This is a genomic window from Commensalibacter sp. M0268 (assembly GCF_016101925.1).
Classification (GTDB): domain Bacteria; phylum Pseudomonadota; class Alphaproteobacteria; order Acetobacterales; family Acetobacteraceae; genus Commensalibacter; species Commensalibacter melissae.
Genome location: NZ_JACFPQ010000004.1, coordinates 136,591 through 150,149 on the forward strand (window position 1 = coordinate 136,591; position 13,559 = coordinate 150,149).

Here is a 13,559-nt window from a genome sequence, read left to right on the forward strand (position 1 = left end):
TTAATAAAAAATATCTATAAATAGTTCTTTAAAAATTTTTACATACAATATATAGTATTAAAGAAAGGTTTCGAAAATATTTATATAAAAGGGTTCAATTGTTTTTTGAGTTATTTTTCTGGTGAATTCGGTAGACTTGAATATACAAAGTAGGCCTGTTTGAATTTTTAGTTTCGATCCCACAAAATAGGAATTGATTATTTGTAGAGTAAAATAAATACCAGGGAGTTGTTTGGAATATGTTAACGCGTTATGAAGATGTCAAAATTGCGATGAAGCCTGTTCTAAGCACCCAGAAACCTGATCCGGTGTTCTCAAATGAAACTGGATTGATGGATATTTATAAGAAATTGACTTTTACAGCGGCCCAGGATGAAGATATTAAGCGGGAAAATGCGAATATTGATGGGGATACCGCCATGGGCACAATGTTGAAATACGGTTCCGAAGGATCAAAATTCTTTATAGATCAATACATATTGCCTGAAGAAATTGCACATGCCCATCAGAATGGTGACATTCATATTCATGACAAGGATTTTTACATGTTGACCGAAACATGTTGTCAGATTGATTTGGTTAAATTGTTCAAAAAAGGCTTTTCAACGGGGCATGGTTATTTAAGAGAACCTAATTCAATCGAGAGTTATTCAGCTCTTGCCTGTATTGCCATTCAGGCCAATCAAAATGAAATGCATGGAGGGCAAAGTGTTCCCAACTTTGATTATGCAATGGCAGATGGAGTTAAAAAAACATTCAGACAAGAATTTTGGAAGGTTTTTTCAATTTTTTTGCAAATTGAAACACAATTGGGAAATGTGGAAATTGATGTTTTTCAAGATCAGGTTGAGCATCGGATAGGTGTTATTGGCCTTCAATTTTTAGAATCTTATGGAGAAAAATTATATCAACTTGGGAATTTGGGTGTTGATTTAGAAATAATAAGGAAAGCTTATAACTTTGCATGTAAAAAGGCGCTCGGTACAACAGAGAGACGCACTTATCAGGCGATGGAAGCGTTTATACATAATCTGAACACAATGAATTCACGTGCTGGGGCACAGGTTCCCTTTAGTTCAATTAATTATGGAACGGATACTTCTGAAGAAGGTCGCATGGCTATTCGAAATCTTCTGCTGGCAACGAAAGCGGGGCTTGGTAATGGTGAGACACCTATTTTCCCTGTCCAGATTTTTAAAGTAAAGGAAGGAATCAATTTTAATCCGATAGATAAAAACTATGATCTATTCAAATTGGCGATGGAAACGTCCGCTTTACGTCTTTTTCCAAATTTCAGTTTTATCGATGCTCCCTTTAATAAAGTGTTTTATAAACAGGGTGATTATAAAACGGAAGTTGCATATATGGGATGTCGTACACGTGTTTTGGGAAATGTTTATGATCCGGACAGACAAACAATATGTGGCCGTGGAAATTTAAGCTTTACGTCAATCAATTTGCCCCGGCTAGCTCTGAAAGCAAAAGGTAATACAGATTTATTTTTTCAGTTGCTTGATGAAATGATTCATCTATCTTTTCGTCAACTTATACATCGGTTTCAAATTCAGTGTCGTAAGAAAGTGAAAAATTACCCTTTTTTAATGGGACAAGGGATATGGATCGATTCAGAAAATTTATCAGAAAATGATGAAGTTGCTGAAGTTCTAAAGCATGGCACTTTAACGGTTGGTTTTATTGGTTTGGCTGAAACCCTGAAAGCTTTGGTGGGTTTTCATCACGGGGAAAGCGAGGTTGCGCAGGAGTTGGGGCTAAAAATTGTCAGTTATATGCGTAAAAAAACAGATGAGGCGGCAAAAAGAACAAAACTTAATTTTTCATTGATTGCCACGCCTGCCGAGGGTCTAAGTGGCCGTTTTGTTTTTATGGATCGTGAAAAATATGGTGTCATATCTGGGGTGACAGATCGGGATTATTATACGAATTCTTTTCATGTTCCTGTTTATTATCCAGTAAAAGCGCATGAAAAAATTCAACTTGAAGCACCCTATCATGAATTAACCAATGGTGGTCACATAACCTATATCGAACTTGATGGTGATATATGTAAAAATTTGGATGCGTTTGAAATAATTATCCGTTACATGAAACAATCTGGAATTGGTTATGGGGCGATTAATCATCCTTTAGATAGAGATCCTGTTTGTGGGTATGTTGGTGTTATTGATAATGAATGTCCACGTTGCGGGCGTAAAGATGGTGAGGAGGTCAGTATCGCGAAACTGAACGAATTAAGACAGATTTATTCGAATGTTCCAGATTATAATTAGAAAGGGTTAATAATGGGCAAATGCAATATGGTTAAACCTATAGAACATGTTCAAAAAAATTTAAAAATGATGGGAAAAGATATAAGTTTTGCCAGGACACGCCGCATAACGGGATATTTGGTTGGTACATTGGATCGTTTTAATAATGCCAAACGTGCCGAAGAAAAAGATCGTGTCAAGCATGGCTGTAGCTAAACTGCGTATCAGTGGTATAGAAGCAGAATCTATCGTGGATGGGCCTGGGTTGAGGTATGTTGTTTTTACCCAGGGTTGCCCTCATCAATGTTTCGGATGCCATAATCCTGAAACACATGCACTAAACAGTGGTTATGAAATTTCTATTCAAGAAATTATCAATGACTTTTTGAATAATCCACTTTTATCAGGCATGACGTTTTCGGGTGGGGAACCGTTTTTGCAGGCGGAAAGTCTTGTTTTACTTGCCAATATTGTAAAGAAAACAGGAAAAACGCTGGTTACTTATACGGGTTATACGTATGAACGATTATTGGAACTGGGAAAATGCAATCCTTTAATTATCCATCTATTGGAATTGACTGATATTTTGATTGACGGTCCATTTCAGATCAGTCAACGGGATTTGCAATTGTCTTTTCGAGGCAGCGCCAATCAAAGAATTCTATATAGAATGGATCGGCAACGAATAAAAGATCAATTAAAATATTGATTTAAATTAATGAAAAATGATCCTCGATAGATGGATAAAGGATCATTTATAGTATAATACTGATATTTTTGAAAAATCTAGTATTTTTTATAAGGTAAGAATTTACCGCTAAGTTGAATATTAACACGATCCCCATTGGGATTAGGTTCTCTGGTTATATTCATTGAAAAATCAATGGCGCTCATTATACCATCTCCAAATTCTTCGTGAATAAGTTCCTTGATGGCTGATCCATATACATTAATTAGTTCATAAAAACGATATATTGTTGGATCAGAAGGAATGGCAGTTGGAAGACTTCCTCTATTGGGTGGAACGGTCAACCAATTGGTTTCCTCCTCTGTCAGATCAAAAATAGAAGCGATCAGAACGGCCTGTTCTTTATTTAAAGGCATTTGCCCGAGACAGGCGGCTGTAACATATTCCTTACTTAATCCTAAGGTTTCGGCAACAAAAGACCATTTAATGTCTTTACTAATTTTGGTTTGAATTATTTTTTCTGTGATTTGTAGACGGTTCATGATAATTTCCAAATAAAAAATGTTACATTGAGTTGAATATTCTTAAATTTGATAATCTAATGACATGTGATATTTGGATATTTTATTTTTACTATCAATAGTTTTAAAGTATATATTTTGTTTTTTGTTATAATTATGTGTTATAATTTTCAATCTATAATTATATAATTAATATTATTATTTTATAAAAATTTAATAATATTTAATAATAATAAAATTTTTTTAATTATTGTTTATACTCACTTTCTTGTTCCTTTTCTATTTATCCATTTCATATGATAATCAGTTGAATATTGATTATGAGATCAATTTATATAAGGTAGGATAAATGGCTTGGTCTATTCTTGGTAGTGGTGTTACAGGATTGTGTATTGCAACAGCTTTATGTGAAAAGGGTGAAAAACTAGAGGTTGTTGAAAATCCAAATATTCAGGCCGCATCATATTTTGCTGGCGGTATGTTGGCACCATTTTGTGAAGGGGAAAGTGCGCCAGATATTGTCGTAAAAAATGGACAATTATCTGTTGAGTGGTGGGATAATCATGTCAGCAATGTAAAAAAAACCGGAACCATTGTCATTGCGCCGCCTCGAGATATGTCTGAATTAAGACGGTTTGCCAATATGACCATTTGTCATGAATGGGTTGATCCAGGTAAGATAGAAAAAGATTTGAAGGGTCGTTTTTCTGAGGGACTGTTTTTTCCTTCTGAGGCCTTTATCGATCCTCGCTTGGCCTTGCAGGAACTAAAAGAAAATTTAAAAAATAAGGGTGTTAGTTTTCATACGGGTTCGCCCAAAGGAAAGATCATTGATTGCACTGGTATGGCGGCAACCAGTTCATTAAAAAATTTACGGGCTGTTCGTGGTGAAATGCTGATTTTTGAATGCCACGAAGTTAATTTTTTACGTCCAATTCGTTTATTGCATCCGCGGTTTCCCTGTTATCTTGTACCTCGGGCAAATGGCCGATTTATGGTAGGGGCAACAATGGTGGAAAGCAATGATGATAGTCCCATAAGTGCTAGGGCCCTGATAGAAATGCTGAGTTCAGTATATGCAATTCATCCAGCCTTTGCTGAAGCAAGGATTATAGAAACAGGAACAGGATGCAGACCCTCCTTTCCTGATAATATTCCACAGATTATTGAACAGGATGGTAAATTTTATATTAATGGCATGTATCGACATGGCTTTTTACTTGCTCCGGTTCTGGCATTAGATTTTGTGAAGAAAATTTTGGGATAATGAAAATGAAGTTATATTTAAATGGCGAATTCATTACAACACAGGTAAAGACTTTGGCAGATTTGCTGAAGGAAAAAAATATGGATGTATCTTGTGTTGCCAGTGCGATCGACGGAAATTTTATTCCTCGGGCACGTTATGAGGAGACCCAGCTGCAGGAAAATATGAAAATCGAAGTTGTATCACCAATGCAGGGAGGTTAGTTGTGCAATTTTATAATCAAAATCTTCATTCAAGATTGTTATTGGGTACTGCCGGTTACCCTTCGCCAGATATCTTGATACAAGCCATTCATGCTTCAGAGGCAGAAATTATAACTGTCAGTTTACGCAGGGAAGGGGTGGGAGGTTCTGAATTTCGTCAGTTAATAGCAAAAACAAAAAAAAGGTTTCTGCCAAACACGGCAGGATGCCATACCGTGAAAGAGGCCGTGACAACAGCGCAGATGGCATGTGAAGTTTTTGAAACAAACTGGATTAAGCTGGAAATTATCGGTCATGCGGATACTTTACAACCAGATCCTTTTGCAACAGTTGAAGCTGCCAGGATTTTGTCAAAAGAAGGGTTTGAGGTTTTTCCTTATACGACCGAGGATTTAATTGTTGGTGAAAAGTTATTAGAGGCAGGTTGTCAACTTTTGATGCCATGGGGGGCACCGATTGGATCTGGACAAGGTTTGCGTAATATTGAAGGATTAAAAACAATGCGTCAATATTTTAAAAATATTCCCCTTATTATTGATGCGGGGATTGGAGCGCCAAGTCAAGCAATCCAAGCGATGGAAATAGGTTTTGATGCAATTTTACTAAATACGGCAATTGCGAAGTCAAAAGATCCTATTCTAATGGCGGATGCTTTTAACAAAGCTATTTTAGCGGGACGGATAGCATATAAAGCGGGATTAATGGAAAAGCGTAATATGGCCTACGCCTCAACACCAGCATATGGATTGGCGGATCTATCATTATAATGGAAAAATTTTATTTAGTTACAGAGTCTGTTTCATTAATTAAAAAATTATTGCCTGTTGGGGTTAAATTGATTCAATTGCGAATTAAAAATATGTCTCAACCGGATTTGAGGCAAAATATTATGGAAGCAAAAATCTGTTGTGAACGTTATGGTGCGCAATTGATTTTGAACGATTACTGGGAATTGGCTTTAGAATTGGGTATAAATTTTGTTCATTTAGGACAAGAAGATTTATTAAAAACAGATTTTAACAGAATACGAAATGCAGGAATTCAATATGGGATTTCCACACATGATAGATCAGAGTTGGAAATTGCGTTGAAGCTTTACCCTGACTATATTGCATTGGGACCAATTTATCCGACTGTATTGAAGAAAATGAAATGGCACCCGCAAGGGTTATCAAAACTGAACAGATGGAAACAGAGAATAAGAAATATTCCTTTGGTTGCTATCGGGGGATTAACAGTTGAACGGATTCCTTATGTTTTGAAAGCGGGTGCAGATAGTTTGGCAGTAGTAACAGATATTAAGACTGCGTCAGATCCAATCAATCGTTATAATGCTTGGCAAAGACAGATTAAAAAGGTCATCAATCAATGAAAAAACGGTTTAAAAAACAGATAATGTTATCTGAGGTTGGTATCGAAGGTCAGGAGAGATTAAGAAAAGCCCGTCTATTAGTTGTAGGATGTGGTGGATTGGGTAATACGGTTTTACCATTACTTAGTGCAGCGGGGATAGGTTTTATAAGGGTTTATGACCATGATATTGTAGAGGAATCTAATTTACATCGACAATATATGTACTCTAAATCTGATCTTGGCAAACATAAAGCTTTGGTAATGCAGAATATTTTATATCGTCAAAATCCAGAGTGTCATATTGAGGCTTATGCTCAAAAATTAAGTTTTTCATATATTTCTGATGCAATGCGTGAAATTGATCTGGTTATAGATGCGGCTGATAATTTTATGGTGACGTATCTTCTTTCTGATAAATGTTATGAAATGAATATTCCCTTTATAAGTGCTTCTGTTCTGGAATTTGAGGGATATGTAGGGGCTTTTTGTGGTGGTGGGCCAAGCTATCGCTCGGTTTTTCCAAAACCTTCGTTTTCGAACAATAATTGTAATAATATTGGAGTAATGGGACCTGTTGTTGCGATTATGGGATCAATTCAGGCAGAAATGGCTATAAATATAATATTAAAGCTTTCCAAACCGACATTAGGAAACTTGTTCCATATAGATTGCATTAACTGGAGAGTTGGTCAGATTTGTTTTGATGATGCGGAAGAACCTGAACAAAAAACAATTATTTCATTATTGGATAGGGAAAGTCTCAAAGTTGATGATTATTTGGTTGAATTACGGGATGAAATTGAAGCGCCAATCAGTGTTAATTCCCATGTTATTCGGGTGAAACCTGAAAATATAGAAAATAGTAATTTTCCGACCGATCGACGAATAATATTTATTTGTAAAACCGGGATAAGAGCTATTAAAGCAGCATATCAGTTACAATTTAAGGGTTATACAAATTTGGGCATCATAGCGGATTAACTTTTTTAAAATATTATTTATATTAAATTCTAATAAATTGTAATTTAATAATACAAAAAACGTTATATTTTAATTCAATCAAAAAAAAATTTCAGCAAATTTAACGATTATTGTTTTTAAATATAATTGTAATGATATTCTTGAATATATCGAATGTTTTTAATAATAATAATAATAATAATAATAATAATAATAATAATAATAATAATAATAATAATATATCATTTTCAGTTAAATATAAGATTTAATTAATTAAATATTAAGATTTAAATATGCGTTTTTAAAATATTTTATTTAAAAATAAAGGGGAAATATTTTACGGTAATGTATTTTTTTATAAGAGATAAAGAAGATGCGTTTAAAATTATATAGTTTAATGTTTAAGGATTAACAGGCATGATATATAGAATAAGGTATAGTTTGAATTTGTTGAATATAATTCTGACCAATTAATGTTGATGAAACGATTACTTTACGTCCATCTTGTGTATCTGGTTTACGTTTAACGAGTTTTAATTCTTCTAAACGGTTAATTGCCTTGGTTACAGCAGGTTTAGAAAGATTTAATGTTTTAGAATAATAATCGACACTCGCTTCAATCGCTTCGTTATAAACCAAGGATAAGATTGCAAGTTGACGAACGGTAAGTGCAAAATGACTACTGGCAGAATTTTTAATAATTTGAAAAGAAAGATTCATTTTAATTAATATCCTTTTTGAAAACAAATAAATAAGGTTTTTCAATTAAGTATTGATATAACAATGATTTTTTGTGTTATGCTTTTATTTTATAGGGAAAAAACCCGTCGTCAACAATTTTTGGTAAAAATCCCGCAAATGCAATGAAACGAATCGTTAACAATAATAAATCTTTTAATTCTGTAATTTTATTCTTCGTATAGTGTTATGATAACAACCAATAACAAGACTTCGAATTGTTACAGATGGTGTAACATTATTTTTTGAGTGAAAAGGATTTGAACGTGGTAAAATTATAGGGTGTGTAAAATTAGGATTGTTACTATAAGGCCATAGGAAAATTTTTCCATTTTCTTTTATTTCAACTATTTTAAGGGTTTGCTCATAACAATTTGTTAATTTATCATAACGAATGATAACAACACATTCACCATCTTTAGGAGCTCTTTCTAAATCAGAAAAGTTGACAGCAATGATTATAGACCCTTTAGGGTATAACAAATTCATTGATTCATCCATGATATTCAGGGCAAAGCTTTTTGTATTTTTAAATTCAGGATTCTCAGGAATGGGAAAAATAATCCATTCGGATCGTGGCCATTCTATTTTCTGAATCCATTGACAGGCTTCTATGTTTCCTTTGATATAGATTATTTTTAGAGAAATAAAAGGGTTTTTTAAAGTTAAAGATGGAGGGAAAGATTGTGGATTCAGGGCGTTCAGAAAATAGTCAATACTGACATTTAATGAATTTGCTAACTTGATTAACTTGTCAACTTTGGGAAAATTACCATTTCTCCGCATATCTCTAATGAAATCTGGACTTATACCAGCATTAATACATGCCTTGCGTTCACTAATATTTTTTTCTTTTATGATGTTTTCAATGTTAAATAACAGTTTTTTTATGTTCATTTTTAAAGAATAATACCATACTAATTAATTATATGTGGTATTTTAACCGGAATATAAATTATAAAGGTTAAAATACCATACGTTTATTCATTATTGCAATTTAAATTGATGAAGGATAGCAATTTTTTATAGAGAGAATTTAATTATTCAAATTATAGGATATGATCTACATAACTTATTGATATTAAATATATTTAATGAATGAATCAAGTAGAAGCTAAATTATGATCTTTCATGATATTATTATAATTTATTTTATATCTAATATTTTTGAAGTTGAGCAAAAATTTCTATCATAATAAACAAGATTATCGTTTTTATTGTTGATATTAATTATATTAATATTTGTGAAAAAAAGTGAATGTGTACCGTATTCTTTAATTTCATTTATTTGACCTTTCAAATAAACCAATGCATCTTTAAGATATGGTGGGTTTTTGTCAGTTTTTTGCCATTCATCTTGTAAAAATCTATCTTGCATACTAACCTTTGTAATTCCGGCAAAATGTTTTGCTGCATCCAAATGTTTGGAAGAAAGAATATTGATACAAATATTTTGATTATCTTTAAATATTTGATTTACTTTACTTTTTTTATTGATACAGACTAATATTGTTGGAGGGGTGTCGGTTATGGAACAAACTGATGTTGCGGTAATCCCGTGTGGACCAGTATTTCCATTAGTAGTTATAATGCAAACACCTGCAGCTAATTGCGACATAGCATCACGGAAATTTTTCTGCTCTTGATTTAAAATAGATAAGTTCATTTAATATCCTTTATATAAAATAATAATTAATTATTTCATTTATAAAAAATTAATAAAATATCTATTTAAAGGCAAATTAAATTATATATACATTTAAAATTTTAGTTAGTGTAATAAATATAATTGCATAAAAAATTTTTAAAAATAGATTGTTAATAGATTAAAAAATTAATAATTTATCAAAATATTATTTATGCTTGATTTTTTTTTAAACAGTGTTAATTGATTGAAAAGATAAGGAAGGTGCTGTTTTAAATAATGAATATTAATAAAAATTTATGAATATGGAAAAGCAGTTATTTCTTAAAAGATGGTTTAGTATTATATATCTAAAATAATTTTAATATATAATAACAATTAACATTTTATTTGGATTAGTTATTATTAGAATAAAGGAATAGTAGTAGAATTAATAAAAGGTTTAATTACAATATATAGTCATTCATCAATTTAAATAAAATTTATGAGAATATGTCATTAATGGCAGAATTAATATGAATAGGAACTGAAATGAGTGGCTTTATAAATAAAGTTGTTTTGATTGGTATTTTAGCCAAAGATCCAGAAATAAAATTGATTCAATCTGGTGATAACATAGCGACTTTAGTCTTAATGGTAAATGATAGCTGGGAAAATCGACGTACAGCTCAACAAATTAACAAAATTGAGTATTTTAAAGTTGTCGTTTTTAGTAAAAATTTGATTAAACAAATTGAAACTGTCATCAAAAAAGGGGATCAGCTATACATTGAAGGACAATTAAAAGTTCGGAAATGGTACGATGAACAGAAAAATAATCATTATAGCGCAGAAATTGTTCTTTTCTCTCACAACGGAATATTAGTATTGTTGAATGATAATAATATAAAAGAGGAATTATTAATTAATCAAGAGGCTTCATCATAATTAAAGAAGGCCTTTTATGAAAAAAAGTATAAAAAAACGGATTAATAAAAAAAAATTACCTTTTATTGTACGTAAACATCATCTGGAAGCGCAATATAATTCAGGAAAACTAATAATTGATGTTGGTATTGATCCTCAAAATATAAATGAAAAAGTTACACGATTACGACGTAAATGTGTTTATGATGAGATGATGAATCGTGGTAGTATAAGTATTACCCAACGTAATTGTGCTGAACGATATGCCATTTTGTGTGAAAAAGCTTTCGGACAGAGCAGTTCAATTTACGCACGTATAAGTCATTGGTTGAAAGAGGGAAAAATAAGTGGTAGAAATTGGGAACCAATACCTTCACAACATGATGCATACAGTAAATTATTATCTATATGGCAAGAAATTGGGCGTTATCATCTTGATATTTTGAATATGATTATTTTGGGAAATATGAAATGTAAAGAAATATCCCAATTACTTAAATTGAATTTGAATTTGAATTATACTATGGGTCAGGTTCTATCAGCTTTTATTTTATTAGAAGAAGCTTTGGAAAAAAAATAATTTTACGATAAAATTATAACGTATATAATTAGTAATTTAATCAGATGGAAAAGTTTTAATAATTCTTTATTAGGCAGCCTTTAGGCTGCTTTTTTATGCCTAGGTATAATGATACGTGTTACAAGTATTTATATAATTATCATACATGGGATAAGCTCTAATTCAATTTATTGTTAAAGTATATTTTTATATATTTTCGAAATGATATTGAGCTCATCTTGACTATGTAGGAAAAACATCTGGTGTTTATATATTGTCCAAGATGAATGTAACCTTCATGTAAAAGATAGGCTGAAATAAAATGTTTTTTCAAATTGATGGTTGGACATCAATTGGATCTGATAGTTAGTAATGATAGTTTGTATCCGGATGGAAGAAATTCTTGTTTAAGCTAGGATATTAATACGGAAGATGCTTTTAATGAAAATTTAAAAAAACTATTCGTAAAATGCAAAATTCAAGAGCTTTTTATGATGATAAGGTTATCATTAAAACATTCCCTAGAGTTGAAGAGAAAATTCCCAATCCTGAAGCTTTATCTATTCAAGTATTTTTTTATAAGGATAATGATTTGGCTGATGTGCAATATTTTCAATAGTATTATAATATAATAGATATTTCGATTTCGATTGTAAATATGGTGCAAGATACAGAAGTAGGCAATATAGAATTTTATTATAATTCACATGACCAATTGATCGCAGGTTGTTCAAAATAAAGCTTTTCAATTTAATTCGTAAAAATTTCATTTTATTTATTTTGTAAAGAAATTTTGAATGAAATTATGATATCATACAAATAATCTTAAAATTTCTGTTACGGAATTATCGATTTATGGATGGATCTTGTTAGATCGTCTATTTAACTAAATAATATTGGCATTCATATTTTGAATGGAAATCATTATGAGATCTTTAAGTTCAGCTGATAATTTTGTTAAAGAAGCGATGAAGAAAAGGGGTGATAATTATTATCCAAAATTTCATATTGCCGCTCAATATGGTTGGATTAATGATCCAAATGGTTTAATTTATATTAACGGGAAATATCATTTTTTCTTTCAACATTATCCTTATAAACCTATATGGGGGCCTATGCATTGGGGGCACGTTGTCAGTGATGATATGGTTCATTGGGAGCATATGCCAATTGCTTTATATCCTGATCAGGAATATGATCGGGATGGTTGTTATTCAGGTTCAGCTGTAAATAACAATGGTATACTAACCTTATTTTATACAGGCCATAGATTTTTTGAGAAAACCGGTGAAGATTCACGAATTTGTCAAGTCCAATGCATGGCGACCAGTATAGATGGAATTCATTTTACCAAACATGGACCTGTTTTATATCCTCCAGAAGGAATAGTTGATTTTCGGGATCCCAAAGTATGGCGAGCTCGGGAAAAATGGTGGATGGTTGTGGGGGCAAAAGTAAATGATTTGGGTCAAGTGAGGTTATATCAATCGGATAATTTAAAAGAATGGCAATTTAGATGTATCCTACATCAGGCAAAAGATAGCGTAGATGGTTATATGTGGGAATGTCCTGATTTTTTTAGTGTTAATAATAAAGATGTGTTAATTACTTCACCTCAAGGTATGCCTGCTCAGGAATATGATTACCGTAATTTACATCAAAGTGGTTATTGTATAGGTCAATGGGAAAAGAATGGAACTTTTTCTATTGAAACTTCATTTAGAGAAATTGATCATGGTCATGATTTTTATGCCCCCCAGACATTTGAAGCTGCTGATGGGCGTAGAATTATGGTTGGATGGATGGAGATGTGGGATGTGCCTCTTCCTAATCAATCCGAGGGTTGGAGCGGCGCGTTAACCTTGCCTAGAGAAGTTTCATGTAATGAGATTGGTAAATTATATTGTAAACCAATTGTAGAATTGGAATTACTTAGAACAGATTATAAAAATTTTGAATTGATTGCTTTAAATAATGAGGTTTATTCATTGGATGAAACATATCAAGAGCTGAAGCTATCGATTGATTTGACTGCTAGTTCAGGTAGGTGTTATGGTTTAAATATTGAAAGTGCTGGAAGAATTATTGTTGATTCAGCTTTGAAGCGGTTAATATTTGAGCGATATAGTTCTGATTATGAATTACAATCCTGTCGAAGTATTTCTTTAAAGGGAATGTTACGAATAGACTTACATATTTTTATTGATGCCTCTTCTATAGAAATTTTTGTTAATGAAGGTGAATATAGTTTAACTAGCAAGATTTATCCGATTTCTGACCAAAAAAAGTTAACGTTATTTGCTGAGAAAGGGACCGCAATTTTTAAAAATATAAAACAATGGAAATTGGATTCAATTTTTAAATAATCTGAAAGTTACAATTTTGATGATGAGAATAATTTTTCAAACTATCTTCTCATCATTATGTTCAATAAAATTTGTTAAAAAATTAT

Annotated in this window: 15 protein-coding genes and 1 pseudogene; 12 read left to right on the forward strand and 4 right to left on the reverse strand. The window is 31.8% G+C overall.

Translation table 11 applies throughout. The annotated features are described in order from the left end of the window. Positions 1–233: 233 nt before the first annotated feature. The 3 genes and pseudogenes from H3R28_RS07795 to nrdG form a co-directional block, all read left to right on the forward strand. A pseudogene (locus H3R28_RS07795) lies at positions 234–2,288 on the forward strand (anaerobic ribonucleoside triphosphate reductase); the annotation flags it as partial. Positions 2,289–2,315: 27 nt separating this feature from the next. Further along, positions 2,316–2,483: an anaerobic ribonucleoside-triphosphate reductase gene (gene nrdD, locus H3R28_RS07800; protein WP_198185489.1), complete on the forward strand. Its 168-nt coding sequence runs from the start codon at positions 2,316–2,318 to the stop codon at positions 2,481–2,483. Then, on the forward strand, positions 2,470–2,976 hold the full coding sequence (nrdG, locus tag H3R28_RS07805; RefSeq protein ID WP_198195125.1) for an anaerobic ribonucleoside-triphosphate reductase activating protein: 507 nt from the start codon (positions 2,470–2,472) through the stop codon (positions 2,974–2,976). The genes nrdD and nrdG overlap by 14 nt, the downstream gene beginning before the upstream one ends. A 77-nt stretch (positions 2,977–3,053) precedes the next feature. On the opposite strand, the gene cynS is transcribed toward nrdG, so the two are convergent. Next, the gene (gene cynS / locus H3R28_RS07810; protein ID WP_110439450.1) at positions 3,054–3,497 is read right to left on the reverse strand and encodes a cyanase; all 444 of its coding nucleotides are present in this window, start codon (positions 3,495–3,497) and stop codon (positions 3,054–3,056) included. A gap of 328 nt (positions 3,498–3,825) precedes the next feature. On the opposite strand from cynS, the gene H3R28_RS07815 reads away from it, so the two are divergent. Genes H3R28_RS07815 through H3R28_RS07835 form a run of 5 tightly spaced genes read left to right on the forward strand, consistent with a single transcriptional unit; the run spans position 3,826 to position 7,280 of the window. Further along, the gene (locus H3R28_RS07815) at positions 3,826–4,743 is read left to right on the forward strand and encodes an FAD-dependent oxidoreductase (protein WP_155565034.1); all 918 of its coding nucleotides are present in this window, start codon (positions 3,826–3,828) and stop codon (positions 4,741–4,743) included. Between the two features lie 5 nt (positions 4,744–4,748). Further along, entirely contained in the window at positions 4,749–4,946 is a 198-nt protein-coding gene (gene thiS, locus H3R28_RS07820; protein ID WP_155565035.1) for a sulfur carrier protein ThiS, read from the forward strand. A gap of 2 nt (positions 4,947–4,948) precedes the next feature. Next, positions 4,949–5,713, forward strand: a complete 765-nt coding sequence (locus tag H3R28_RS07825; protein ID WP_198185492.1) for a thiazole synthase — start codon at positions 4,949–4,951, stop codon at positions 5,711–5,713. Further along, entirely contained in the window at positions 5,713–6,318 is a 606-nt protein-coding gene (locus H3R28_RS07830; RefSeq protein WP_232342216.1) for a thiamine phosphate synthase, read from the forward strand. Before H3R28_RS07825 ends, H3R28_RS07830 begins: the two co-directional genes overlap by 1 nt. Further along, positions 6,315–7,280 (forward strand): HesA/MoeB/ThiF family protein, encoded by a 966-nt coding sequence (locus tag H3R28_RS07835; RefSeq protein ID WP_198185493.1) that lies wholly within the window; start codon positions 6,315–6,317, stop codon positions 7,278–7,280. Before H3R28_RS07830 ends, H3R28_RS07835 begins: the two co-directional genes overlap by 4 nt. A 387-nt stretch (positions 7,281–7,667) precedes the next feature. On the opposite strand, the gene H3R28_RS07840 is transcribed toward H3R28_RS07835, so the two are convergent. The 3 genes from H3R28_RS07840 to H3R28_RS07850 all read right to left on the reverse strand — a co-directional run bounded on the left by H3R28_RS07840 (position 7,668) and on the right by H3R28_RS07850 (position 9,663). Continuing rightward, positions 7,668–7,979, reverse strand: coding sequence for a MarR family winged helix-turn-helix transcriptional regulator (locus tag H3R28_RS07840; protein ID WP_198185494.1), 312 nt, complete (start codon positions 7,977–7,979; stop codon positions 7,668–7,670). 174 nt (positions 7,980–8,153) lie between these two features. Further along, positions 8,154–8,894, reverse strand: coding sequence for a LexA family transcriptional regulator (locus H3R28_RS07845; RefSeq protein WP_198185495.1), 741 nt, complete (start codon positions 8,892–8,894; stop codon positions 8,154–8,156). A gap of 250 nt (positions 8,895–9,144) precedes the next feature. Then, positions 9,145–9,663 (reverse strand): flavin reductase, encoded by a 519-nt coding sequence (locus H3R28_RS07850; RefSeq protein WP_110439457.1) that lies wholly within the window; start codon positions 9,661–9,663, stop codon positions 9,145–9,147. A gap of 510 nt (positions 9,664–10,173) precedes the next feature. On the opposite strand from H3R28_RS07850, the gene ssb reads away from it, so the two are divergent. From ssb to H3R28_RS07870, 4 genes are all read left to right on the forward strand, one after another. After that, the gene (ssb, locus tag H3R28_RS07855) at positions 10,174–10,569 is read left to right on the forward strand and encodes a single-stranded DNA-binding protein (RefSeq protein ID WP_198210582.1); all 396 of its coding nucleotides are present in this window, start codon (positions 10,174–10,176) and stop codon (positions 10,567–10,569) included. A 16-nt stretch (positions 10,570–10,585) separates the two neighbouring features. Beyond that, on the forward strand, positions 10,586–11,128 hold the full coding sequence (locus H3R28_RS07860; RefSeq protein ID WP_198210583.1) for a hypothetical protein: 543 nt from the start codon (positions 10,586–10,588) through the stop codon (positions 11,126–11,128). 448 nt (positions 11,129–11,576) lie between these two features. Further along, the gene (locus H3R28_RS07865) at positions 11,577–11,726 is read left to right on the forward strand and encodes a hypothetical protein (protein ID WP_156188443.1); all 150 of its coding nucleotides are present in this window, start codon (positions 11,577–11,579) and stop codon (positions 11,724–11,726) included. Between the two features lie 307 nt (positions 11,727–12,033). Beyond that, on the forward strand, positions 12,034–13,473 hold the full coding sequence (locus H3R28_RS07870; protein ID WP_198210584.1) for a glycoside hydrolase family 32 protein: 1,440 nt from the start codon (positions 12,034–12,036) through the stop codon (positions 13,471–13,473). Positions 13,474–13,559: the final 86 nt, after the last annotated feature.

Bases quoted from the DNA above. Each gene is read 5' to 3' on its own strand.
- thiS (WP_155565035.1), top strand. From the start codon at position 4,749: ATGAAGTTATATTTAAATGGCGAATTCATTACAACACAGGTAAAGACT.
- H3R28_RS07845 (WP_198185495.1), bottom strand. From the start codon at position 8,894: ATGAACATAAAAAAACTGTTATTTAACATTGAAAACATCATAAAAGAA.
- H3R28_RS07830 (WP_232342216.1), top strand. From the start codon at position 5,713: ATGGAAAAATTTTATTTAGTTACAGAGTCTGTTTCATTAATTAAAAAA.
- H3R28_RS07860 (WP_198210583.1), top strand. From the start codon at position 10,586: ATGAAAAAAAGTATAAAAAAACGGATTAATAAAAAAAAATTACCTTTT.
- H3R28_RS07815 (WP_155565034.1), top strand. From the start codon at position 3,826: ATGGCTTGGTCTATTCTTGGTAGTGGTGTTACAGGATTGTGTATTGCA.
- H3R28_RS07870 (WP_198210584.1), top strand. From the start codon at position 12,034: ATGAGATCTTTAAGTTCAGCTGATAATTTTGTTAAAGAAGCGATGAAG.
- cynS (WP_110439450.1), bottom strand. From the start codon at position 3,497: ATGAACCGTCTACAAATCACAGAAAAAATAATTCAAACCAAAATTAGT.
- nrdG (WP_198195125.1), top strand. From the start codon at position 2,470: ATGGCTGTAGCTAAACTGCGTATCAGTGGTATAGAAGCAGAATCTATC.
- H3R28_RS07840 (WP_198185494.1), bottom strand. From the start codon at position 7,979: ATGAATCTTTCTTTTCAAATTATTAAAAATTCTGCCAGTAGTCATTTT.
- H3R28_RS07865 (WP_156188443.1), top strand. From the start codon at position 11,577: ATGCAAAATTCAAGAGCTTTTTATGATGATAAGGTTATCATTAAAACA.
- H3R28_RS07850 (WP_110439457.1), bottom strand. From the start codon at position 9,663: ATGAACTTATCTATTTTAAATCAAGAGCAGAAAAATTTCCGTGATGCT.
- ssb (WP_198210582.1), top strand. From the start codon at position 10,174: ATGAGTGGCTTTATAAATAAAGTTGTTTTGATTGGTATTTTAGCCAAA.
- nrdD (WP_198185489.1), top strand. From the start codon at position 2,316: ATGGTTAAACCTATAGAACATGTTCAAAAAAATTTAAAAATGATGGGA.
- H3R28_RS07835 (WP_198185493.1), top strand. From the start codon at position 6,315: ATGAAAAAACGGTTTAAAAAACAGATAATGTTATCTGAGGTTGGTATC.